Origin of the sequence: Paenibacillus sp. GCM10027630 (assembly GCF_042676305.1) — a bacterium.
Lineage (GTDB): Bacteria > Bacillota > Bacilli > Paenibacillales > NBRC-103111 > Paenibacillus_S.
In genome coordinates this window covers 127,148-152,171 of record NZ_JBHTGY010000006.1, presented here as the reverse complement: position 1 = coordinate 152,171, position 25,024 = coordinate 127,148, and the positions used below count along the sequence as shown (strand labels likewise).

Annotated in this window: 20 protein-coding genes; 5 read left to right on the top strand and 15 right to left on the bottom strand. The window is 42.1% G+C overall.

Annotated elements, in window-relative coordinates; translation table 11 throughout:
- Nucleotides 1-391 precede the first annotated feature (391 nt).
- Both ACFQ0C_RS04025 and ACFQ0C_RS04020 read left to right on the top strand, forming a co-directional pair.
- Complete coding sequence (locus ACFQ0C_RS04025) at nucleotides 392-829, top strand: hypothetical protein (RefSeq protein WP_379364204.1); 438 nt, start codon at nucleotides 392-394, stop codon at nucleotides 827-829.
- Nucleotides 830-839: 10 nt separating this feature from the next.
- Complete coding sequence (locus tag ACFQ0C_RS04020) at nucleotides 840-1,625, top strand: hypothetical protein (protein WP_379364202.1); 786 nt, start codon at nucleotides 840-842, stop codon at nucleotides 1,623-1,625.
- Between the two features lie 98 nt (nucleotides 1,626-1,723).
- Here ACFQ0C_RS04020 and ACFQ0C_RS04015 read toward each other — a convergent pair whose 3' ends face one another.
- The 14 genes from ACFQ0C_RS04015 to ACFQ0C_RS03950 all read right to left on the bottom strand — a co-directional run bounded on the left by ACFQ0C_RS04015 (nucleotide 1,724) and on the right by ACFQ0C_RS03950 (nucleotide 19,974).
- Nucleotides 1,724-2,713 carry a Gfo/Idh/MocA family protein gene (locus tag ACFQ0C_RS04015; protein ID WP_379364200.1) on the bottom strand — a complete coding sequence of 330 codons (990 nt, stop codon included), beginning with the start codon at nucleotides 2,711-2,713 and terminating at the stop codon, nucleotides 1,724-1,726.
- A 589-nt stretch (nucleotides 2,714-3,302) separates the two neighbouring features.
- On the bottom strand, nucleotides 3,303-3,956 hold the full coding sequence (locus ACFQ0C_RS04010; protein WP_379364198.1) for a M48 family metallopeptidase: 654 nt from the start codon (nucleotides 3,954-3,956) through the stop codon (nucleotides 3,303-3,305).
- A 615-nt stretch (nucleotides 3,957-4,571) separates the two neighbouring features.
- Complete coding sequence (locus tag ACFQ0C_RS04005) at nucleotides 4,572-5,567, bottom strand: restriction endonuclease (protein ID WP_379364196.1); 996 nt, start codon at nucleotides 5,565-5,567, stop codon at nucleotides 4,572-4,574.
- 106 nt (nucleotides 5,568-5,673) lie between these two features.
- Nucleotides 5,674-6,069, bottom strand: a complete 396-nt coding sequence (locus ACFQ0C_RS04000) for a hypothetical protein (protein ID WP_379364194.1) — start codon at nucleotides 6,067-6,069, stop codon at nucleotides 5,674-5,676.
- Nucleotides 6,066-6,497 carry a hypothetical protein gene (locus ACFQ0C_RS03995; protein ID WP_379364192.1) on the bottom strand — a complete coding sequence of 144 codons (432 nt, stop codon included), beginning with the start codon at nucleotides 6,495-6,497 and terminating at the stop codon, nucleotides 6,066-6,068. Before ACFQ0C_RS03995 ends, ACFQ0C_RS04000 begins: the two co-directional genes overlap by 4 nt.
- A gap of 114 nt (nucleotides 6,498-6,611) precedes the next feature.
- Nucleotides 6,612-6,968: a DUF1304 domain-containing protein gene (locus tag ACFQ0C_RS03990; protein WP_379364212.1), complete on the bottom strand. Its 357-nt coding sequence runs from the start codon at nucleotides 6,966-6,968 to the stop codon at nucleotides 6,612-6,614.
- A 263-nt stretch (nucleotides 6,969-7,231) separates the two neighbouring features.
- Nucleotides 7,232-11,620, bottom strand: a complete 4,389-nt coding sequence (locus ACFQ0C_RS03985; RefSeq protein ID WP_379364190.1) for a cadherin-like beta sandwich domain-containing protein — start codon at nucleotides 11,618-11,620, stop codon at nucleotides 7,232-7,234.
- 646 nt (nucleotides 11,621-12,266) lie between these two features.
- Nucleotides 12,267-13,061 (bottom strand): TatD family hydrolase, encoded by a 795-nt coding sequence (locus ACFQ0C_RS03980; protein WP_379364188.1) that lies wholly within the window; start codon nucleotides 13,059-13,061, stop codon nucleotides 12,267-12,269.
- A gap of 8 nt (nucleotides 13,062-13,069) precedes the next feature.
- Nucleotides 13,070-13,636 (bottom strand): RNA 2'-phosphotransferase, encoded by a 567-nt coding sequence (locus ACFQ0C_RS03975; RefSeq protein WP_379364186.1) that lies wholly within the window; start codon nucleotides 13,634-13,636, stop codon nucleotides 13,070-13,072.
- A 44-nt stretch (nucleotides 13,637-13,680) separates the two neighbouring features.
- Nucleotides 13,681-14,985 (bottom strand): AAA family ATPase, encoded by a 1,305-nt coding sequence (locus ACFQ0C_RS03970; RefSeq protein WP_379364184.1) that lies wholly within the window; start codon nucleotides 14,983-14,985, stop codon nucleotides 13,681-13,683.
- Nucleotides 14,982-16,403 carry an RtcB family protein gene (locus ACFQ0C_RS03965; RefSeq protein ID WP_379364182.1) on the bottom strand — a complete coding sequence of 474 codons (1,422 nt, stop codon included), beginning with the start codon at nucleotides 16,401-16,403 and terminating at the stop codon, nucleotides 14,982-14,984. Before ACFQ0C_RS03965 ends, ACFQ0C_RS03970 begins: the two co-directional genes overlap by 4 nt.
- Before the next feature lie 410 nt (nucleotides 16,404-16,813).
- Nucleotides 16,814-18,301: a nicotinate phosphoribosyltransferase gene (locus tag ACFQ0C_RS03960; RefSeq protein WP_379364180.1), complete on the bottom strand. Its 1,488-nt coding sequence runs from the start codon at nucleotides 18,299-18,301 to the stop codon at nucleotides 16,814-16,816.
- Nucleotide 18,302: 1 nt separating this feature from the next.
- Entirely contained in the window at nucleotides 18,303-19,112 is an 810-nt protein-coding gene (locus ACFQ0C_RS03955) for a ribose-phosphate pyrophosphokinase (RefSeq protein ID WP_379364178.1), read from the bottom strand.
- Nucleotides 19,113-19,209: 97 nt separating this feature from the next.
- Nucleotides 19,210-19,974 (bottom strand): NUDIX hydrolase, encoded by a 765-nt coding sequence (locus ACFQ0C_RS03950; protein ID WP_379364176.1) that lies wholly within the window; start codon nucleotides 19,972-19,974, stop codon nucleotides 19,210-19,212.
- 272 nt (nucleotides 19,975-20,246) lie between these two features.
- Between ACFQ0C_RS03950 and ACFQ0C_RS03945 the strand changes: the two genes are divergently transcribed.
- Nucleotides 20,247-20,534 (top strand): hypothetical protein, encoded by a 288-nt coding sequence (locus tag ACFQ0C_RS03945; protein ID WP_379364174.1) that lies wholly within the window; start codon nucleotides 20,247-20,249, stop codon nucleotides 20,532-20,534.
- A gap of 84 nt (nucleotides 20,535-20,618) precedes the next feature.
- On the opposite strand, the gene ACFQ0C_RS03940 is transcribed toward ACFQ0C_RS03945, so the two are convergent.
- The gene (locus ACFQ0C_RS03940) at nucleotides 20,619-21,713 is read right to left on the bottom strand and encodes a hypothetical protein (protein ID WP_379364172.1); all 1,095 of its coding nucleotides are present in this window, start codon (nucleotides 21,711-21,713) and stop codon (nucleotides 20,619-20,621) included.
- 545 nt (nucleotides 21,714-22,258) lie between these two features.
- Here ACFQ0C_RS03940 and cysD point away from each other — a divergent pair.
- Together cysD and ACFQ0C_RS03930 are read left to right on the top strand one after the other, a co-directional pair.
- Nucleotides 22,259-23,182 (top strand): sulfate adenylyltransferase subunit CysD, encoded by a 924-nt coding sequence (gene cysD, locus ACFQ0C_RS03935; protein ID WP_379364170.1) that lies wholly within the window; start codon nucleotides 22,259-22,261, stop codon nucleotides 23,180-23,182.
- A gap of 1 nt (nucleotide 23,183) precedes the next feature.
- Entirely contained in the window at nucleotides 23,184-24,923 is a 1,740-nt protein-coding gene (locus tag ACFQ0C_RS03930) for a GTP-binding protein (protein WP_379364168.1), read from the top strand.
- The last annotated feature ends 101 nt before the right edge of the window (nucleotides 24,924-25,024 follow it).

Below are 25,024 nucleotides of genomic sequence, written 5' to 3'. Positions count from 1 at the left end.
CTATTTACTCGTTTGTTTCACTGCCTCGTAAGCAGCTGAATCAATATAACACATGTTGTTTACTAATTGCAAGTACTTTATTTTTATTTATTTACTTATCTTTTTCGCCGTCTCGCAACAGCAAGAATGACAATATACCACGGATAGTATATCTATTGCAAGTCCTTTTTTGTTATTCCTCACTTATGTTGTTTTATACATATTTGAAAGCCCACTTACTCTCCATACGAAGGATAGGCTAAGCTTTGTCAGTCTCGCACGTATTCGATAAAATCAGCTGTTTCTGTCGTTTTTAATCTAAATCAAGACTATTATATACATTTGTAGTAAAATATTACTTAGTTTTGTTTTATTTATTTCGATAAGATTGATCATATGGGAGGAACGTGGCATGGCTCGATTGGAGTATCGGTTACATCATGACCCGTTGGAAGTGATTTGTCATTATGACAGCATTCCGCTTGAAGAGTTACTCATCCGAAACGTATCGGACTGGTTGATTCGTGGAGGAACCATTTATGAAAAGCAACGTACTGAGAAACAAGAAAACCTCCATCTGATTTATGTGACTCCGTCCGACCAAGTGACAGAGCAAATGGAGCCTTCTATTGATAACGGAGAAGAGCTTGTCGTTGAAATCAGGCAGTTCGCTGAGGAGCTGACTGATTACCCAATCCTTCACTTACAGCATTACGACAGCTTGTTGGATGTGCTACTCCTGCTTCAAACAGAGACAATAACGCTGAATGGGCAGAAGTGGGACAAATCGTCTTTCGAGATCGATGAGGATCGTAAGATGTTCGTTTACTACGCCCGAAGCACAAAATGAGGTGAATACGATGTCACGAAAAAAACAAGCGGACGGCCTCAAAGAAAAGGCCGTTCCGATGAACAAATCGGCTATGATGGTTTCCGTATTTATGGCTACAGCTACTCTAGTAGGATGTGGGCAAACCCCGCCGACCCCACAAACAACAACTGCCACACAGCAGGTTGCTACTTCAAGTAACCCTGCTCAGCAAGCCGTGGACCCTAACGCTGCGCCATTTGGCGGAACCCAGCAAGACTATTGCAAGGACGATAACAACGATGGCAAATGCGATGATTCGGGGGACAGCTACGACAAGCAATACTCCTATTCCCATGATGGGAATACGTATTATGGGCGAAGCTCATCCGTTGCTTCAGGATTGATTGGCGGAGCACTTGCGGGTGCAGCTATTGGTGCGGCGGCCGCTGCCATTGGGTCCGCTGCGTCCAACGGAAGGCAAGCTCCTGCACCCGCTGCTGGAGCGAACGGCACGGTGACAAGCTCCCCTCCCGCAGCGGCAAGTAAGGATGTGAAAAGCACAACTCCTGCACCAACGAACAGTACACCAGCGCCTACAACTTCTACACGTTCAGGTTCGTTCGGCACCGCCAATTCCGGTACTCAAAGCACTCAAAGCAGCACAACAACTCCAAAGAGTACAGGCAGCTCGTCAAGCTCATCCGGCTCCTCAAGCTCCAGCAGTGTGGGCAGCAGCTCAAGCAGCAAATCATCCAATGGCATCTCCAGTGGAGTATCTTCAGGCTCGAAGGGCGGCATTGGCAGCTCAAGCAGTTCAAGCGGCTCCAGCAGCTAATAAGCTTCCATAAGCTTTAAGAAGAGTTTTACACAAAATACCGGCATTCATCTACAGTCACAGATGATGCCGGTATTTTATATTTTTTTCCACTCGACTTAATCATTTGTATCTGCAGGGTATACGAGTCCAATTTGCTTTCTTGCCTCGTCCATGATTTCCATAGCGATTAAGGAATTGGCATAGGAGTTCGTCGTCGACTCCAAGCGCCCGTTATGGATTAACTCAATAAACTCCTTTACCTCATAAATCATCGTTTTACTATCCTGCGGTTTCGTTATGTCCTCTATGCTTCCATCTCTATAGTGAATCTCCACTTTCCCGGGATGGTTGATTTTGTCGATGACCAAGCTTCCGCTCTCCCCCTGAATTTCGGAAGGCAATGAGGAATCGGTGATTTTGGAATACATAATGACTGCATCCATTTCTGCATATTTAAGCAATATGCTGCCTTCCCCATCCACACCGGAATCAAGCTTCACCCCTGTTGCTTTTATTTGATCCGGTCTCCCGAATAAAACAACCATTGGATAAATACAATAAACTCCTAAATCCATCAATGAACCATTGGAGAACACCGGATTAAATGCATTAAGCACCGTTCCTTCTTTGTACGCATCATAGCGAGAGGAATATTGGCAGTAATTCGCAAAATAACGGCGCACTTTGCCCAGCTTATATACATTTTCTTGAATTGCCCGGAAATTAGGAAGCAGCGTTGACTTCAAAGCCTCCATCAGAACGACTTTGTTGGCTTGTGCGACCTTAATCATTTCTTGTAATTCTTTTGTATTGGAGGCTATTGGTTTCTCACACAACACGTGCTTTCCATGATTCATACAAATTATGGCATGCTTAGCGTGAAAGGAATTAGGGCTGGCGATATACACAGCGTCTAACTCCCCGCTTCGAGCCACAGACTCTATATCTGTAAAAATATGGGAAACCCCGTATTTGGTCCCAAATTCTTCAGCCCTCTCTTCAGTTCGTGAGTAAACGGCCGTTAATGCAAAATCCTCGATTTCTTGTGCTGCTTTAATAAATTCTTCAGTAATCCGGTTCGTCCCTATTACGCCAAAACGTATCATAATAACTCCTTCTCCATCCATATTAAAGCAGAATATTTTCAATCCTCTGCTGCTTCCATCCATTCATCGTTGAAAACTAAGGTAATACTACGTTCGTTATTGCTTTACAGCCCTGACTTACCTAAGCGATAATGTATGCTTAATTCTACAACCTAACAAAAAATTCCTTTTTACGACAAGTTGTTCCCGGTATTATGCTCACCTTGGCATCGGATCGGCTATTTTCTCCACCTTAATCTTCTTCCTCACAACCAACCCCGAATAAAAGCCTGCAAATCTGCAGTTATTTTTCTACCGAAATATTCTTCTAAGAGGAAAAACTGCGAAAGTACATCAATTTTCTCGCAATATGTTCCGGTTTCAGCCAAGAATGAGAAAAAGATGCACATTTGCATGAATTCCAAAAGACTGCCGATTAACTGGTCAAAAGGATGTATAGATGCAGGTTTTTACGGTAGGCAATGGCTTCGAATCGAATAATATCTATACGCTGCCATTTCCTCACCCAAGGTTTGTCTAGAGCTGAGCTCGGTTCTGAGCTGAAAACGAATGACTTCGTCAATCGCTGATTTGGGTTTTGGACCAATTTTTAAAGCGTCATAGAATGCCCATACCGTGCTAAAAAATCCTGCTCTTCTTTGTAATCCGGCATAATACTTCCAACACGTCTCCAAAATGATCTATCATGATTCATATGAAGCAAATGACATAGTTCGTGGACGATCACATAATCGATAACTTCAATTGGTGCCATAGCCAGTCGATAGTTAAAGGTTATCTTTTTATCCGAGCTGCAGCTTCCCCATTTGGTTTTAGACTCTACTATTTCGATAGATTTCGGCTTTACTCTCAGTTGTAGTTGAAATGTTTGTATTCGTTCTCCTACAATCCTCTTGCAGCTTGAGAAGTAGAACTTCTTGAGATTTCTTTGAAGTTCTTCCTCATTTAACTCTCCGGTCTCTATTAGCTCATGTAGAAAATACTCTTTCCCAAGATGAAGGAACTTTCCTTTGTCTTGATATTCTCTTCTTTTAGGAGATTCTAGAGCTTTTGCAATGGCAGAGGTTTTCTCCAGTATCCATTTTCCATGATGCTCCACAGCGGCTATAATTAGCTCTTTACTCGTATCTTTGGGAGCTTTTACAGTTATGAGGCCAAGAGAGTCTATATGAATGGAAAGCTTCTTTCTATTTGCATATTGAACATTAAATTCTATACTTTCATTCTCAAAATGAATTTTCATAACCACCATCTTTTCTACAAGGTTAATTCTAATTCTTATACCTTATTTCATTTTTGACAATAAATAAACTCTCATCACCCTACTTTTCTGACACAACGATATTAAATAGGCTGCGAAAATAAGAAAAGCTTCTATTCGAAGCCCTTTCGATGAAGATACATTCGTGTCTATGCGGTAGCTTTTCTTGCAATATCAGACTTCTTCAGCTCCGCTGAAAACTTATAAAGTCTGTTATTATAAGAAAAGGGAACCGAGCTTAGGGGCTCGGATTTCTCCGTGCTTCCCTCTTCTCGTCCCCCTGTTTCATCCCAGCTATATTTGGATTCAGTGGATGTTTAGCAGTCCATATACAAATCCTTTCTTTCGACATACCTTTACTACTCTTCAAGTCACTGATTCTATCAAAATGCCCTGTGAGTATTTGTAACATTTCATCAATATATCAAATCTTCTTTTATACTTAAAAATTGCTTCAAAGGAAATTGAATCAACCTGAGGTTGGATATTCTGGTTGACTGCAAAAAACTAAACTTTTACTTGCCTCTGTCAGTACTGTTTACTTTTTCATAACTATCAATATTGATTGCTTCAGACGGGCTGTCTGTATTTTTACCCTCAGGCTGGCCAATATATTTTTCTTAAAGGCACCAAAGTTCTAGTCTCCGCATCAAATTGGTCGTAATATTGGGTCACCAGTTCAACTAAAAAATCCAGATCTACTAAGGACAATGGGTTGTTGGACCGCTCCGCTTCATATTTGGCCTCTTTGGAAAAACCGCCTGTAGAAACATATATTCCACGGTCACCCAAACGAAGCCCTCCGGTAAAGCTGCGTATCTCATTAGCGCCCATTTGGCCCGAACGATGTTTCACTTCAACCATTATTCTGGGTTCTTCGAGACCAAGCCCATCTGGTGAAGCCAAAATATCCCTTCCACGATCAGGCCCTTTGGGAGAGATGCGAGTCTTATATCCCATCCCCCTAAGTATTCCAGCAACCAATTCCTGCATCTGTTCCCAATCAAGATTAGCAATCTTGTCCTTAATGAACTCTTTTGATTTAAGAATAATATCTGCTTTAATAAGTTCCAGTTCGTCCGTTTCTTCCTCCGACTCTTCTTCCGGCGTATTAGATTGTTTTCCCATCTGACTATATACTTCTGATCGCACCTCGTCAGGTATAGCAATAATCGTCAAAATCGACCCCAGAGTATTTCTTGCACTTGCTGATAGAGAATCACGTGATACGCTACCGGTCCAGGACACTTTGCGAACATTGGGTTTATCCGTAATAAATCCTGGATTATAATCATATTTCGATGTAATATTTCCGATGTAATATAGACGTTCTTCAGGATCATAGGTGATCACTTCATCATTTACTTGAAACTCGCAGACAAATCTATATATCTGCCCTGCAGTAATATTGGTTTTCCCGTCTTTGTACTCGGGATAGTTGGACTTCAACAATGTTTTAACAGCTTGGAGAGAGGTTACACTTGCCATATTTTTCAACTTGCTCCAGCCGATAGCTACGGCTTGTTTCTCTTTGAACTCATTAAATAGGTAGGCTCCCTCACCGGCCCGAACCAACCACATTTTCTTAGACATAGCGCACCTCGATTAATGGAATGAAAAGATTTTTTTACAAAGTCTTTATTCCTAAGAGTTACCTCATATCACTAGAATACTATTATACGTAGATAAAATCATCGGTTCACTTTGAAATACGCTCCAAAATCCGGCTCTTTACTTCTTCCGGATTATTAATTTGGAAAACAACGCTCTCAAATTCATGGTCGATTAATCGCAATACAATTACATCTTTATGATTTTCATACGAAATAAATGACCACTTGTCGGTTAACATGAAACGCCCTTCTCTTATATCAGCGATAGAGGTTCCCACTCTAAACTGAAGTAACGAGACTTTGAAGTCTTCAATTGCTACATCCTTGATCGCTGAATATGGAATTTCTAACTGACGTTTTAGCGCGGCCAGACTTGTCAATCCAGTTAAATGTAAGATTAATGTGTTTTCAGTAAATTCAATAGTTCTGGATATCTTAATTGCCCCCTCTAATATAATCGTTATTGGAATATTGCTTCTCAATCTTTGTTCATTTTTTTATTTATCTTATCAAGCAAATAGATTACCTCTGAAAATCCTACTATCAGCAGTCCTGTTACGATACCTGAGAATATAAACGTTACAGCTAGTATGCCATTTGGAAGTCTTAGAAACCCTGCAATAAAACCGAATATAATTACGACGAAGCCTAATAAATTTATCATTTGTGCTACCATATTCTTGCCATTTGTAGGTTCTATTGATCTGCTGTGAATTTGCAATTCATATTGATGCTCCGTTGGATTCCATTTGTAAGAACCTTCTTCTACTCGCACTTCGTGCAGGAACGGCTTCTCCCCATTTCGTATCGATTCCTCCAAGTGTCTGACTGAGGCAAGCTCACTTGTTATTTTATCGGTTAGCTCCCATTTTCCTCTGTTCCTGTGAATATAGATTTTAATTGGTATCATTTCTTAACCTCCTTTACTGTGTTTTTCCTTAACACCAACTTCAAAAGAAAATTTCATAATTAACCACCTCAATTATTAAGCCAGCGAAAGAGTTTTAAATACATCTGGCTACTACTACGAAAATAAAACAAATAACAAAGCGACCAGCGAAGGAAGTCCTTGTACTAAGAGTATCGATCTTTTAGCCGTTATTCCCCCGAATATAGCTGCAATTAGAACACAAACCAGAAAAAATATTTGAATCTCACGCGCTACCGCTGCATTAGTGTATAACAAGCTCCAAATCAATCCAGCAGCTAGAAATCCATTGTATAGGCCTTGATTAGCAGCCAGTGATTTTGATGCTTCGGCCACTTCTTGCGTTGTTCCAAAGGTTTTTAATCCTTTAGGTGTGGTCCACAAAAACATTTCCAAGTATAGGATGTACAAATGCTCCAAAGCTACCACGCTAACTAATATTTGGCTGATAATATTAAACTCCTCCTCTTTTTCACGAGCAAATAAAATGTACTTATTTATGTAGCTTTCATTTAATATTCCAAAGTAAAACGATATGCCCATGGTATCTCGAACATTTTTCACAGTAAAATTATACCATATCCTTCTAAAGAAGGCGTAAGCCGTCATTTTTGAATTCCCCAGCCATTATTCCGTGAAAAAAGGGTTACCCCTCAAGCAGCCGGTTCGACTACCTGAAGAATAACCCTATTTCCTCTTTCCAAATGCTTTATACGTTATTTACTCTTTTGGGCTAGCATGTTCAGAAGTACGGTTACAGCCTCGGCTCTCGTTGTTGAGGCCGCAGGACCAAATTCGTTGCCGCCTTTGCCTTCTACTAATTTTTGTTTCTTCATTGCCGCTACTGCACCTTTGGACCACACCGGAACATCCTTGTCATCCGCGAAGCCGGTTTCGATATCGGATTCAATAACCAGCCCCAATGCATTAGCGATCATCACGGCCATCTCAGCACGTGTAATTTCTGCCTCTGGACGGAAGCTCCCGTCCTCATAGCCCTTAATAATATTTGCTTGGAACGCTTGTGCGACTGCTTTCTGCGCCCAAGTTCCAATCTTTGCTCCATCTATGAAGGTCAGCGTCGCTCCTTCTCCTTGCGGCTTCAGTGTGTTCATCAGCATCACAGCAAATTCCGCACGTGTTACCGTATGATTCGGTTTAAATGTACCATCCGGATAACCGTTGACGATTCCTTTGCTCACCGCTTGCTTGATGTTAGCCTCTGACCAATGCCCAGCGATATCGCTCAATTGAACCGTTGATTTCGTATCTGTAGGTTGCCCAGTTATTGGCTGCTTCGTCGCTTGGTCTACGGCGAATACTGCGAATTTCGTAAAGTGATTTACCTCTGCGGTAATCTGATTTCCATTGATCTTACTGCCTGTGACTTCAACCCATACTTTCTTCCCTTCATCATAGTAGAAGACAGCTGCCGTTTGGTTATTCTTCAAGCTTGCCGGATCGAAAGTGAAGGTCAGCGTGACTGGATTGCTGAAGTTCTCAGGGAAGCTTTTCAAAATTTCAAATATCGAGCTGACCAGAACCTCTTTATTCGCAAGTAGGTTTTGAGTGTTCGCCAGTTGCTCGATTGTTAATTTCAGTTCTTTGTCTGTAGCATTCGCGGGAATAGAGACTACTATTTTATTACCCAAACTAACTTCGCCTGTCTTGCCTGCGGGAAGCGTTAGCTTGCCTTCCGTTCCGGTCACTTTGGTATCGATTGGAGCGGAACCGCCACCACCACTACTACTACCGCCTGATACACGGTTCACTACTACGCTATAAGTCTTAGTTGTGCCGTTCTCCGCTGTCACTACAACGTTGATGGTATTACTACCTACATTCAAGTTAATCGCTCCGCTCGCTTGACCGCTTATGACCGGATTTCCGTTCACAGTCATCGAAGCCTTACTATCATATACATTTGCCGTTACGGTGAGGCTTGATATCCCATTACCCACAATTGAAGTGTAGGCTATTGTGCCTGATGCAAATGCAGGACTAAGGGAACCATTTGACAGTGCCATAGAGCTTAAGTCGGCGTTGTTGCTGGCTGCTGCACGGTTCACTATGAGATTATACGGATAATAACTTTTTCCATCCTGTGAGGTCACCAAAATTTGAATCGGATTAGACCCAACTATCAAGTTTGAAACCTTATACGAGTACACATTGCCCGTTACCGTGTTGTATACAGCGCCCGTAACCGAAAGCGTTTCGTTAAGCTCTGCTTTCGTTAAGAAAAGATTGAAACTTGAAGTGCTGTTCGATACATCTAAGGTATAATTTAATCCCGTTGGCGAAAACGCCGGTGATAACGTACCGTGATCAACAGCCAGATTGGACAACAGCGCATTGTTACTTAGTCTTGTTACATTAATTGTATAGGTTTTTGTGGACCCATCCGATGCCTTTACAACCACTGGAATGGTATTCACTCCTACGTTAAGCGCAATCGCTGCGCTCGGCTGACCGCTTGTAACGGTCGTTCCGTTCACCTTCACACTTGCCGATGCATAGGCTACCTTCGGCGTAATCGTTAGGCTCTCAACATTATTCGCTACATTATGCGTGTAGCTCGTCTTTGACCCAGTAAAAGCTTCATTCAACGTACCTGATGACAAGCTTATACCGCTCAAATCCGATGCACCCACTGATGTTATTTGCTTTGTGTTACGCATAGCTGTTCTCATTGATTGAAGGAATGTTGATGTTTCATTATAGGGCGGTGTGTTCAAATTGCCCGGATAGCCGTCATCGTTGGGAAGCCATAACAATTCAACCGGTATATAACCACGGTATGGGCTATTTCTGATGATCCCAAACAATTTATTCAAGTCCATAAGCTCTGTTGTTTCAGCACCTGCGGGCTTTTTCTTAACTTGAAAGTTATTTGAATAAGGAAGGATCAGTGAAATATCCTTGTACCAATCATACTGTGTCGCATCGACATTCATAAACTCTCTGTAGTATCCTGTGTCGTTCACAACGCCAACGTTTGGTCTATTAACCCATTTCATAAATTGTAGCACTTGGTTGGCCGTAGCCAGCATATCGCCATGGTTTTGGATTCCGATTTGAACGGTCGGATAGTTGGCTGCTGCAAAATCCGCAATTTGCTGAATGCTAGGCACAATTCGATCACGCGTGATAGCTGCCCAGCCTGTGCGCTTAATATCAACAGGAGGAGGCCCGGCGAATACCCGGATAACAGGTGCGCCCATTTCTGATGCAATCTGAGTCCAAAACTTAATACGCTCAATATCTACATCCCGCCTAGCCTGATTAGGATCGGCAAAATTATTCTGGATGCCCGTGCCGCTTATCGCAATACCCAAACTGCTGGCAAGATCTTTAATTTGTTTGGCATAGGCATGTATGAGCACCTGCTGTTCGGGTGTTGGCATGTCCGTATTGCTGTAACCTGGGATGTAGTAGCATGTAACGTCAACAGCGTCAAAACCATTGTCGTGAGCCCACTGTATCGTATCTAGCGTTGTCATCGGAACAGGAGAGGTGCGCCCTTGCAGCCACGAGTTTAAGTTCATGTTAAAGGTGTACATATTAAGGCTTAATTTGTAATCACCATCATAATAGGGTACCTGATGATCCTCACGCAGATAGTTATAGTCAGCGTCAACGTAGGGGTCCGCCGGTGGTATTACAGGCAAGGCATCTCCGTTGTCTGCGACAAAAGTCATCGCACTCCAGTCAATCTGATCACTATTTTCAAGCTTGATATATTCATTATAGACGGCCAAACTGGGCACATGTACAGTCATATCTGTCACAAAATTGAACCACAACCCTTGTTTGCCATAGGGCACAGTAAGCGTGGGCGGTATACTTCCTAAGTACAAATTCTTCAAATTCATACAAAAATAGAATGCTCTTTGTTCAATAACTTGAACTTTGGGAAATCTTGCTGTCGTGAGCTTGCTGACACTAGACCCTTTTGTTTGTGCAAACGCTTGCGAGCTTATTGTTGTAACATTCGGGAAGTTGACTTCGGTCAAGCTTTCAAATAAATTGAACGCTTTCACTCCGATTACTGTTACGTTATCCGCTTTGACTATTTTTAGATATCTGTTGCCTTCAAAGGCATTTTTGGGAATAGTCCCATTTGTAAAATTAGCTGTACCAACAATATAAAGCTCCTCAAGCTTTTTAAGACTGGTGGCAATAAAAGTACAGTCAACAGGGTCAAGTACGCCTGCGTTAATAGTGAGAACTTTGATATCCCCATAATCATTGCCCGTAAAATTTGAGCTGTCGATGGCATTCTTTAAAAGTTTGGTTGTAAACGTATTGATGATAACGTTTTGCGTTGCGGGTGCTCCGGCATCGCCATCCTTGGGGGAGTTGTCACCATTCGACATAACGGTGATGCCGCTGTCGCCGATATTACTCCAATCATCGTCAGCTAGAAAAGCATCGACCGCAGCTGTGGGCACATAAATGATAAGATTGTTGGTGTCGACACCGTGAAACCAGTCACCTGGCGCTGCAGGCGGTCCAACAACATCATCAAGCCCGATTGGAAGATAGGTTTTGTTAAAGGTGATGGATTTAAGACTGGTATCGCCCTTGAAAACCCATGGTCCCAGCGTACGAGTCAAGCCAAACTCTGCTGTTTCCAATGAGGAACAACCCTCAAATGCCGATGTACCGATGTAGGAAGTATCAATTCCTATTTTTACTTGCTTCAGGTTTGCCAGCCCTTTAAAAGCATTATTAGGCAGTTTGTTGCCGTTCCATGTTATATAGGTAGGATCATCCGGTTTTTCTATCGTGAAAGATGTAAGATTTATAAAATTGCTAAAAGACTTAGTCCCGGAGTTAAAATCGGCATTCGCAAGTACTTTCTTTGCCGTGCCTGCTTTTACGACAACTGTCTTTAGACTAGCCGCTTGCGTGGGGTTCGTGGAGTCATATCCGGCTGCTGCCAAAAGGTCGAGAAGGTTGTCTTTAGTGTTTTTAAACGTGATTACAGCTGCTCCATCTGAAGCAGCCTCAACCTTAGTGCCCATAGTTAATTGAAGCGATGACAATGCTATAAGAATTACTAATATCATGCTCATCACTCTATGTATCTTTTTATACATGTTCCTTCACTCCTCGTAGACTTATTTGGGGTTAGTTTTTGTCGCTAATTAACTTGTTTTCTTGCACATTTCATCAAACATTCCCACCCGATCACCTCCCAAAAAGACTAATATAAATTACTTTTGTACACCGGCTTATTCAAATGTTCCCCAAACTTTTTCTCACTAAATATTCCAGGTAAACGTTTACTTATATTTGTTAAAAATAAGAAAAGCTTCTATTCGAAGCTCTTTCGATGAAGATACATTCGTGTCTTGGCAGTAGCTTTTCTTGCACTTCAACGACTCCTACAATTTCAACTAAAATTTCTCTTTATAAATTCAAAAAAATATTTAGGTAAACGTTTACATGAAAATATAAAAATTTACATCAACTCGTTACAAATCATACTACTAAAGATTACTTACTCGGTTTCTCACTTTGTCTACATAAAAACTATCAACCCAAGCGATATGTAAACGTTTACATAAGAACACATGCTTCATCTTCAACATCATTCTTTGTAGCTATTTATGTAACTTGGACAGTCTTAATACATAAATTATAGTACCTTTCTCCATAAAGTCAAGAACTTCGCAGCTCTGAAGATTAAAAAACCACCTCCTTCTTAATAGAATAGAGGCAGCATCTCGAAATTAAACTTATTTACTTCAACTCAAAAAAATCCTTCGCTGTCTCGGTCGTAATATCCGCAACCTCTTCCCTCGTCTTTCCCACACACGCCGCTACAGCTTGCGCAATATGGGGTAGAAAAGCAGGCTCATTTCGTCCATCCTGCGGCTTCACGCTCAAGTCTCTTGGTGTCAGAAAAGGGGCATCCGTCTCGATCATCAATCGATTCAATGGGATTTTTCTGACCAAATCCCGCAGGTGCTTCCCTCTACGTTCGTCACAAATCCAGCCGGTGATTCCGATGTAAAAGCCCATACTCAAATAAACCTGCAGCTCATGAGTGGAGCCTGTGAAGCAGTGCACAACCGCTTTATGGATACGACCTGCATAAGGCTTCAGCAAGCCAATAAAATCAGAATGAGCCTCCCGTTCATGTAAAAAGAGAGGCATCTGCAACTCACACGCTAGCTGAACTTGCTCTTCGAACCACTTTTTCTGTACATCCCTTGGTGAAAAATCCCGGTTGTAGTCAAGCCCACATTCTCCAATAGCGACCACTTGGGGAAGTGAAGCGAGACGACGCAGCTTTTCTATGGTATGAGCTGTACAGTTGCGCGCATCATGCGGATGTATCCCTGCCGTTGCATACAGCTTCCCAGGGAACCGAGCAGCATACCTTGCCGCTTCTTCGCTGTTCCTCTCATGGGTCCCCGTGAGGATCAACGGTGAAACGCCTTCTTCCGCTGCGCGTGCAACAACCTTGTCACGATCCTGTTGAAAAGAGCGGTGCATCAAGTTCACACCGATATCGATCATCTGTTTATTCATCTCTAGTCCTAACCTCCACTACTATTGTCAAAAATACTACAGCATTCTGACGGAATTCCATCTGCAAGCCATACCTCGTTACCTGCATAATAAAAAGAAACTCCCGAGCTGACAGCCTTGACCGTATCTACCGCCAATAGTACAAGCTCCCCTCTCCGTTTTCCCGCAAGGGTGGCAAAGTGGAGCCCCGCCGATAAATGCACATATTGCCGCTTCATCGGACGGATACCTTCTTCCAAAATAACAGGCGCAGCCTTGATGTTCGTTCCATGGAACAGCACAGCCGGCGGTTCCGCCACCGGATAGCTTAGCTTATCGTGGCTATGTCCATATCGTGCGCGGATTCGCCCGCCCGTACTTTCAAAACGCTGCTTCTCACAGTTCCTGACTACATATTCGATATCTTCTAAACCGAGAGCAGACCATCTTACTTCTTTACGGAGGATAATGAGCAGATCCTCTAGCTTACAAGAACCATCCCCCTCATCTAAGGACAGTCCGAAATCTTGAGGTGAATGCCGTAAAATTTTGCTCATCAGCTTGCTTAAACTCATTTGCTGTCTTTCGTTCAACATATCAATCACTTCCTAGCTTCCATACTTACTTGTCATTTTCATAATCACATTGCCAAAAATCCGACCCGTATTTCCGGCTCCTCTTTTAACCAGGATAACGTCTGTCCTTTATGAAGATCGGACTTCATTGTCTTTATTAGCTTCTCCACATGTGCCGTTTGCTCGTAGTGCCACTCCAATGCAGTGGATACATACAGTTCATTCAATTGGGCAAACGTGAATCCTTCTGTAAGCCTAGCGGCCGTCCCCATCAACTCTTTGTTCAAAAGCTTGCCGAGTCCTTTTTCCTCCAGATAGGTTAACCTCAGCTCCGCATCAGGCAGTTTTATCTCATAAGCACGGTCAAATCTACCTGCCCGATTCATCAAGGCCGGATCAATTTTTTCCGGGTAATTCGTCGTTCCGATCAAAAACATGCCTTCCTGGGAAGTCGCCCCGTCCAACAGGTTCAAGAAATAAGACCGCGCCTGCTCAGGCATGGAATCGATGTCCTCAATTACGAGGATCATGGGTGCCATGTTCGCTGCAGCCTGGAAAACCTCTTGCATCGACTCGCTGCAGGTATGCTCCGTAATTTGCCAATAGGCTACCGGTGCGTTCACGCTTCCGGCGATCGATTTGACAAGAGTGGTTTTGCCGTTTCCCGGCTTGCCGTAGAGCAAAATTCCCCTTTTGTAAGGAATCTGGTATTCATGAAAGAAGCTTCGATCACGGGCAAAAAACTGATCAATCGAACGGTAAATTTCCTGTTTCACTTCATTTTTCATGATAACTTCTGCCCTATCTACCATTCTGGTGATGGGAGACAATTCTTTATCCGTTCCATGAGGCCCATCTGTAAAGACAGTCACCTGATGACGGTCCAAATCTCTTCGACGCTGCCGGGATTGATTCAAAAAGCCTTTCAAGCTGGCATCATCTATAGCAAAGACGAAATCCTCCCAGCCTATTCCGTTTTGCCGAAAAACAGGTATTCTCGCTAAAGCCACACCCCAATCGGGATAAGCAAATACATTATTCATGATCGTGGGAAATGTCTGGTAAGCTGAATCCTCGTTTGCTCCTGTAAGGCCAAACGCTCTAGATTCGATATAATCGAATATTGGAGCTACAAGTTGGACACTTCGATCACCGGATTTCACATCCTGCTTAAGCAGCTCCCAGTAGTCTTCTTTTCCGTCAGCACTCACATACAGCTCAAAATGCTGAAGGTATCGTTCCTGGAGCAGCTTTTGGATTCTTTCTTGCACGTACGCATAATCGTTGTAAGCGGTCATGACGCGGTTCTCTGTTTTTATATGGGTAACGACAGCGGTCGCATTTTGAAGAAGATCTCTAGTCATCATCATTTTGCACCTTTCACCGTTGCCAGAGGCTTGCATTTAGCCACGACTTGAGCCAAACCCGCTCCTACGACGCTTTCGATAATCTGATCCACATCCTTATAAGCCTGCGGTGATTCATCTAAAATAGATTCTAAAGATCGCTGATTCACAACAATCTCGTCATCCGTCCCTACTTTGAGCGATGAGGAGAACTCATTCAATGTTACCAACCTCTTGGTCGCGCTGCGTGAGCGAATTCGTCCCGCTCCATGACAGATGGAATAAAAGTTATCTCTTCCACCCGGAGAGCCCACCATGATATAGGAGGCGGTTCCCATTGAGCCCGGAATAAGTGCTGGATGTCCTGTATTCATATACGGCAACGGGTTGTCAGGATGATTAGCCGGAAGCGCTCTGGTCGAGCCTTTACGGTGAACAAAATAAGACTGCCCCTCGTGCTCCTCTTCCCATGCATAGTTATGCATAAGGTCGTACAGCGTCGTCATCTCGAATTTCGATCCGAACACATCCTTACCCGCTTCACGGACCGCATAAGCTATAAGATGTCGGTTCACAACAGCATAATTCAATGCAGAGTACATCAAATTGACATATGATTCTGCAAGAGGATGCGCTAGCGGAGCAAACAGCAGATTCGGATCTGCGGTACCGAGCCCTTCAGCCCGCATTATTTTCGTTATAAGGCTTCCGCAATACTGGCTGACCGAGCCTCCCCAGGATCGTGAACCCGAGTGGATCATCACTGCCACTTGACCATCGAACAGCCCCCAAGCTTCCGCTATTTCCCGTTGATCTTCAGCAATCTCGATAGACTGAACTTCAACAAAATGATTCCCGTTGCCGAGAGTTCCAAGCTGACGGTGTGCACGATGCCATACTCTGTCTGGAAACAGATTCAAAGCATCTTCATTCATAGCAAATTTGCTTCGCTCCACATGGGTAAGAGATGTCGCCTTGCGCGGCGTATATCCGTCTGGAATATATTTTTTCGGCAAACCATGCAGGCCATTCTTGACCACATGCTCCAAGCGAATATCTGAGAAATGTCCTCTTGCATGGTCTTCCACCGGCAAATACTTATCTATAGCTTTGACAAGCTTGCGCCGCAGCTTTACTTCCTTCAAGTCATCCCTGTGCAAATTCGTCAGGTGAACCCTCATGCCGCAGCCGATATCGCTTCCGACAATCGAGGGGGATACGTAGCCATTATCGCTGTTCCACACCGCTGTGGTTCCGATGCAGGTCCCTACACCTACATGCACATCCGGGGTATAGCTCATATATACTTGATTCGGGATTTGCAAATTGTTGTTTGCCATCTCGAACACTTTGTAATCCAACGTTTTAAACAGGGAATCCCCTGCATACACATGCACAATCCCGGAAGGGAGCTGCACCTGCTGGTAATAGTTTTCGTTCATTTTTAATTATCTTTCCTCTCTTTGAAACCCAAGGTTTCTTGGCGTTTCCTTCATAATAGGTCATTTGTTCATCCAAAAATTTATTGCTGTTCCGTGATTGATTATCTTCCGACATGGGACTCACCCTTTCCTAGTAGTTTTTTTGAACGCAAAAAAGCCATAGACCTACATCGTCTATGGCTTTACGAGTTAACTTAAGAAATAGATATACGAAATCCTATTTATTCGTCACAAGTCCACTGAGACCGATGGAATGAAGCTATATGCAATTATCAGGTGATTGTTATGGATGCAAATCATATTCATCGGCCTCCTTTCCATTCATTTACAAATATCTTACTACCTAAATCCAATTGACGTCAATGAGCTGCAGCCGGAAAGTTTAATTAAAAACATTTGTTACCGACGCACTAAAGATTTTCCAGTAAAGTCTCTCTAATCTCTTTTAACGAATGATCTCGAACTAAATGGCCATCGACAAACACAACTTCGAGCAAATCCGCTGACTTATTATTTTCATATTCACCTACACTCAGATTATCGATATAACCTATTTCCCCATCCTTCTCAGTAACAAGTACCAAGCCAGTTTGGGATTTCTTAAAGTGACCGCTGTCCGTTTTTGGATCCTTGAAAATTTTACGTTCTTCACCATTAATAATAGTAAACGTAGATTTTAACGCAAACCCAAATGTATCTCTCGTGTTGTATTGATAGGTATAGGAGCCGATTCCGTACACCATATTGGTCGAGGCGAAGCCTTTTGCAGCCAGCTTTTCACATATTTCCCGACAGCGGCCGATAGTAATCGCATCCCCATATATAGCGCCGATATGACTGTCCAGTTGCTTAAACCCCTTATCGGTTATCGTACCTCCAAAAATTTCCCAGAGGATTTCAATAACTCCTTTTCGTTCAAACTCATGGGCTGAATCAAGATCGCCGCAAATAATTTTAACCGGATCTCCACTATCAGGGCGAATGACGACTTTACCGTCTCTGCTGAGAATATCTTCTTTTAGCACTCGAATAACAACATCAAGCACACTCCACAAATCCCAAGTATCCGATACAATCGAAACAAACCCAGTTGGATACACTTCTTTTATTAAATATTTATAAGAAGCCATTTCATCCGTACCATGCGCACACATCACACTATGCTCAGTTGCAGGAATCGAGGTTCCCACTAGCTCATTTTCAATATTAGCCTGATAGTAGTTTTCAAGATAAAGAATTGCAGGGATGGTATCCGTTCCTGTAAAAGAAATCAAATGTCCTGCACCACTCGTCTTAGCAGCTTCTAGGGAGCTCATGCCGCGCATCGAGAAATCATGTCCTTGAAAGGGAACCATTGAGGTATCGCCATTCGTCAAAACTGCAAACTCCTCCAAAATTTTGCGGTATTCAAATGCTAGAGTTGCACTCGTTGCGGGCATCCATAGCTGGCAGGACATTAAAGTTTCCAAATAATTCGTTAGCCAAAAAAACTCAGGTTTCGTATTCTCAATCGTCAGCATAGGAACCTTGATCGGTACTAATGCACCTTCTTTAATGGCTTTAATTTTAATCGGCAAAAATCCTAAATCATGCAGAGCCTCTATATGAGTAGCATCGGGCTCTTCGACTCCAAGGGCATATTGAATTACTCTTTTATATTCATTGGCTACTTCGGCTTTGGTTCTTGCAAAGAAATTATCATTAAAGTAGTTAATTAAATATTCCTTGATAAAGGATTGAAAACCGAAGGCTACAACTTGGTTGATATCTTCAATTCGGCTCGTACGTGCAGTCCATGTCGAATATACAAGCTCCGTGCCTTTAGGGTATTGATTCTTGTGGCTCACTTTATAAAAATCACATAGAAGCGTAGCCGGATATACGAATTTTTGAGTCATTTTACATACCTCCTATTTCGAATACATGGATTTTTTCATGATCTGCTTGATCTAACATCGAGTTGGTAGTAAAGACTTTATCAATTGTATCGGTTTCAAGAATCTTTCCTTTGTAAATGGATTTTTCACAGTGGCCTACTAATAAGTAGATTTCAGAAGCCCCTATTTCCTTTAACTTCTCAGCACTCAGGATAAATGTACCTCCATAAGAGCACAGGTCATCCACAATGATGACTTTAAATCCTTTCCTCTCTACACTACCAACGATATCCAGCTTCCTAATTTGTCCCGTTTGGAAATCCCTAACTTTAAATCCCACAAGCTGTTGATATCCTTTAACTTTACCATAGCGCTTCTGTGCTCCTGCATCGGGAAAGAACAAGTAATCCTCATGAAGATTAAAGCCTACTTCTGCCATGACTTTGTCTAACAATTCAACAGAAGGATACCTTGCTGTACTTTTATTAATTAATGCCAGAGAAACGTCCGAATGGGGTTCGATCAATGTCACTTTGTCAAAATTCAAGGAATTAATAAAATTCGAAACATATTTTAAAGTAAAGACCGAAGCTCCCTCAACTCGATCCATTCGACTATACGGCATATAGTAAACGACTAGAGATGCTTTGAGGTTAAGATCATCCAGATAATTCTTTAAGAACATTACCTTTATTAAGTCACTGTCATTTTCATATTTAAAAGTAACTATATTGAGCTCATTAGCATGGTTAAGTATTTGCTCCCCATCGACCAAAGTCTCGCCATTAGGAAAAAGTTTGAACTCCAACACTACGCCATTTAGCTGAATCACAGCACTCACTCTCCCCGTTTCATAGTCTCTAAAACTGATTTCCGACAAGTTTAAGCTGAGTTCAAGCCTGCCCGATCGTTACGTTTAACCAATTAATTCAACTATAGATCGATAATTGAGGTTCCAGATCTGTAAATCGATACAATTGAGCTGCCCTTTGTGAATACCGATTGGATAACTTCAAGCTCCCGTTACTGTCCTTCACCTCTTCAATGATCCCTTTGCGGCTTTGAGTTGATGTAATTTTTCGAATAAAATTTTTCTCCTCGAATTCTGGAACAACCGTTTGAATCACTTGATAAAGCTCGCCAATCGTAAACTCTTCAGGAAGAAACTCTTTAGCAATTGTTGTACTAAGCATTTTCTGGCGGATTCTTTGCAAGGCGTCCTCGAGAATTTGTCGATGATCGAAAGCTAAATCCAGCGATAAAGCTTCATTTATTGTAAATAATCGAACTTCCGATGCATCAACTGCGGCTCTTCGGTTTACTAATACATGTTCGTTCACCAAGGCTAGAAAAGCGTGAGAAATGATCCATCCCCTCGGATCGCGTCCAGGATCACTATAGACATTAAAATATTCGAGATGAACAACATCCACACTCGTTTCTTCCTTCAACTCACGTTCAGCGCAGGCATAAACCGTTTCTGTTTCTCGAGTAAATCCACCTGGCAGAGCCCACTTCCCTTCATAGGGCCAAATATTTCTCTGGATCAGCATCACGTACAATTCACGTGTGGGCAAAGATTTTTTGGCTGCATGCTTCTCCTTAGACAGGATCGTGAAAATGACGATATCGGTTGGGGCTCCATCAGGGGTTCTGTATTTATTGGCTGAATAGTTCAACTCATTTTCGAACATGTTATTAATCACCATTCCATAATTTCACTTTGATATTATCATTATGACATAATTAAAATTCGTGTCAAGATGTATTTATTAAAACGGGCAGATACAAAGAAACAAATCGTACCATATCTTGATGTTCTTAAGGGGGGAGAAAATTTCCAGTTTAAAGAAACATATTTTTATCGACTGCGTTTATATATACAGAAAACAACAAGCTCTAGATGAGGTGAAATATGAAGATATTAGACGGTCTCTAGCTTCCCGCAAGGAGGGTTAGAGAGCCAATGAGCAGAAGTGTAAAAAAATCACCCGTATGGACAGACCATCATTCACCTGGTACACGCTGGAGTAAACAACAGGCAAGCAAGGCTGTACGCCGTTTCACAGGTGGCGTTCAAAACGGAAAATGGTATCAGAAGTTGTTCTGTTCCTGGAATATTTGCGACTACCGTTTTTATAAAACCAGACAACAAGCGCTGCACGAATGGGAAACGTCCCGCTGGCTGCGGGATCGATTATTGACTCAAGCAGAAGTCATTAAAGACTGGGAAAAGTCCTATAGAAGAAAATAAGCTCAAGCGCCGGCTAGGGAAGCCCGACGCGTTGAGCTTTTTTAATAGAGATAGATGATTATACACTTATAGCTGAAGAATCCTTTAATATAAAGAAGAATGATTAATTTTCTCCAACTCTTCTTCTAAATAGGAATAATAAGTACACCGATAATCTGCCTTCATACCGCTGTCGTCAATTGTTCCTTTCCTTCCCCTGCCTAAATATAAAGGCTCGTTGCTTTCCCTATTATAGTTTGATCGAAACTGATCCAAGCTAATAGGATCGGTTAATGTAAAATGTTCTACGAGATTATCGCAGTAACCGTATTCCTTGTTTTCTTTTACCGGAAAAACATAGTTTTGATATAAGTGTACACTTCGATCATAACTACTGCTTCTGGATGTAAAATATCGAATCCCATTAAAGTGGGTCGAGTTCCTTACCCATTGCAGCAAAAGCTGAGGGACAATATATTCTGGTTTGAATGGGCGAGCATCATCTTTTACCTGGACGGAACATGCAGCAATTAATGGCCAACAGAGATATAACGCTTTTAAAGCATTGTAACTTTCGACATCACTTTTTTTGTATGAAGCTACTGTCGCTACTCTAGGGGAATAACCCAAATCGATAAATTTCATTCCACGATCATTTTTAAACGAAGAAATATATACTTGCTGCGTATTATTTACTGTTCTCAATTCCTCCAAGCATGTGTAGACAGAACTACCCAAATAGAGGCAGGGAAATCCCGGAATGCTATACCTTTGCGTGGATACAAGTGTCCTTTCTTCAAACGGAATATGAAATAAGTCTTTTTTATTTGTAAGTGGACTCTTATCTTTTCTTATTCTGTATAACTGTGACCCTGGACTTCTGTTAAATAAGCCAAAACTATCGAAATAGCAGCTTAATTGATCAATAGCCGGTTTTAATAGATTGTATGCTTCGGATGGTAAACCATCATAGTATTTATTGAGTGAACTTTCAATGGCATCGCATACTTTATAAACTATGTTTACTTCAGCTTCCGAAAGAACATGTTTTAATTTTAACTGTCGAGCACTCTCCATAAAATGTAAACTTTTGAGTTTAATTAATTCCTTATAAGATAGGTTTATATAGGTAATAGGCAAATTAAACTCATCTTTTATTAGTTCTTCTCTAATAGTTTGCAGTTGGTGTTCAACTCTCAAAGTTATCGCCCTTATCTTTTCATATTCAATACAAACCTTGTTACAGCTGCCGCCCATTGGAAAGTTGAGCAGACAAACCTTATAGAGATAACATGTTAACCAAAACCCTCTAAAATTATTCTACGTTTTTTTACAAAATCCTCCATGGAAAATACAGAGCTATTATTAATTGAAAAACTAAAGCCAACATCGAGGAGCTTTTGTCCACATCAGAAAGAAGTCAATTGACAATCCATACTACGTTCCAATAATAAATAAAGATTTTGGTTTAGGAGCTAAGGTGGATGACAGGATATGTGGACTGACTGGGGATGCAAAATGTTGCGTTAATGAACAGGGGGTCGACTCCCCCACGCTTTTCTGAAGCTTTTCCATGCAAAACCACATCTTATTGGTCGATTTCCGAAAAAGCACTACATGATTCGACAAAAATATTAGAAATTTTAAAAAAATTTACTTTCTTCCACTTTGCATAAAAGCTAGAATCTGTTAGAATATAAAGAAATACGATAGATTTAGTAAGAATTAAAAGGAGGCACCTTTCCATGCAAAAACTGAAGCCTGATTCCATACATGAAATGACGCATTTGGATCAACTTGAGGCTGAAGCGATTTATATTATACGAGAAGTAGCGGCGGAATGTGAAAATCCCGTAATGCTGTATTCGATCGGGAAGGATAGTTCCGTAATGCTGCATTTGGCGCTGAAAGCTTTCTATCCCGAGAAACCGCCATTTCCTTTTATGCATATTGATACAACTTGGAAATTTAAAGAAATGATCGAATTCCGCGATCGCAAAGCAAAAGAATTTGGGATCGAAATGATTGTTCATTCGAATGAGGAAGGTGTTCAACAAGGGATCAACCCATTTGATCATGGTTCCGCGTACACCGATATTATGAAAACCCAAGCATTAAAACAGGGATTGGACAAATACGGATTTACGGCTGCGTTTGGCGGCGGAAGACGTGATGAGGAGAAGTCCCGTGCAAAAGAGCGGATTTTTTCGTTCCGGAATAAGAATCATGCCTGGGATCCGAAAAACCAACGGCCGGAAATGTGGAAGCTTTTCAACACAAGAATCAATAAGGGAGAAAGCATCCGCGTCTTCCCAATATCCAACTGGACGGAAAAAGACATCTGGCAATACATTCGCAGAGAAAACATTGATATTGTGCCTCTCTATTTTGCAAAAGAAAGACCCGTCGTCAATCGTGATGGACATATGGTCATGGTGGATGATGATCGCTTGAAACTCGAACCTCATGAGAAAATTGAAATGAAGAAGATGCGGTTTCGCACATTAGGCTGCTATCCTCTTACTGGCGGAGCCGAGTCTGAGGCGGATACGCTAGATGCCATTATCGAAGAAACGCTTGGTGCGGTTTCATCCGAACGGACAACTCGGGTTATTGACCAAGAAGAGGCTGGAAGTATGGAAAGACGCAAACGGGAGGGTTATTTCTAAAATGAAAAGTCTGCTTAAATTTATTACTTGCGGAAGTGTAGACGACGGAAAATCCACCTTAATTGGACATATGCTTTATGAGGCCAAGCTTTTATTCGCCGACCAGGAAAGAGCGTTAGAGCTGGATAGCAGACTTGGCAGCCGCGGCGGCAAAATTGACTATTCCTTGCTTCTAGATGGGTTACTGGCAGAGCGCGAACAAGGGATTACGATTGATGTGGCTTATCGGTATTTTACGACGGATCATCGTTCCTTCATCGTAGCGGACACGCCGGGACACGTAGAATATACACGTAACATGGCCGTTGGAGCATCCTTTGCGGATCTGGCTATTATTCTTGCGGACGCAACGAAAGGGGTTATTACCCAAACCAAACGCCATACTCGGATTTGTGCACTCATGGGCATTAAACATCTTGTTTTGGCTGTGAACAAAATGGATTTAGTGAATTTTGATCCTAAGAAATTTGAAGCGATCAAACAAGAGTTCTCGCAATTGACCACTGAGTTTCACTTTGAAAGTATTCAGGTGATCCCTGTTTCTGCGACAGAAGGGGATAACATTACGAAAAAATCATCAAATACCCCATGGTACGATGGTCTTGCTTTGCTGCCGTATTTGGAAAATGTGGATGTTCACCAAACCGATGACACGAAGAAGTTTATGATGCCGATTCAGCGTGTATGTCGACCGGATCATACATTCCGCGGCTTCCAAGGTCAGATTGAGGCAGGAACCATCGCGGTTGGCGAAGAGCTGACGACGCTGCCTAGTCGTGAAAAAGCCAAGGTAAAACGTATTTTAGTGACAGACCAAGATCGGAATTCTGCACATGCTGGACAGCCTGTAACCATTCAATTGGATCGGGAAGTTGACGTTTCGCGGGGTTGTGTATTTACCAAAGACAATCAACTCCAAGAGGCGGATAGTTTCTCAGCTACGATTCTTTGGATGGACGACTCCGTACTGATGCCTGGTAAAAATTATTTAGTCAAAGTAGGAACGAAAGTCCTGCCTGGTACCGTGACGGCAATTATTCATAAAATCGATATCAATTCTGGAAATACGGTTTCAGCCGATCACATTGTCAAAAATGAATTGGCCAAATGTGAATTTTCTTTATCGGACAACATCGTATTTGATTCCTTCGAAAAAAATAAAAGCATTGGCGGATTTATTCTAATCGATCGTGTAACCAATATGACGTCCGCTTGTGGAGTGATTAACCAAACCCTTCAAAGCTCCGACAGTTTTGTACGGCTAGATGCGGAAATCACCAGAGATGTTCGTGCCCAGCAAAAAGGTCAGAATCCATTAACCCTCTGGTTCATCGGTACGGTTTGGGATAACTCAACCCTTGCGAAGGAAGTCGAAAAACGTTTGGTATCGACAGGCCACCATACCATGTTACTCAATAATGGCCAGGGAGAATCGTTGCAGCGATTAGCAGAAGTTGCAAAATTGATGAACGATGCTGGACTTATTGTATTGGTATCGACTGATTCCCCGATGGAAAATGACCGTGAAACCGCACGAGATATCATTGGCAAAGAATATATTCAAGTTTATGTAAACGGACCGCTTGCAGGCAGCTCGAGCACAAAGGATACATCTAGGAACCCGGAAATCGAAATCGATACAAGCAATACTTCAATCGAAGAAGCTGCAAATTATGTAGTAAAACGAATTATCAAATATTTAATCAATGAGAGTAGTCGTGGACAATTCCTTAATTTCTAATGCCAACATAACCCTACATCACCGTGAATAGTGATATAGGGACTTTTTTTGTCCGCGGCATGGGGCGCCTGTTAAGACTCTATTGGTATTACTAAAAATAA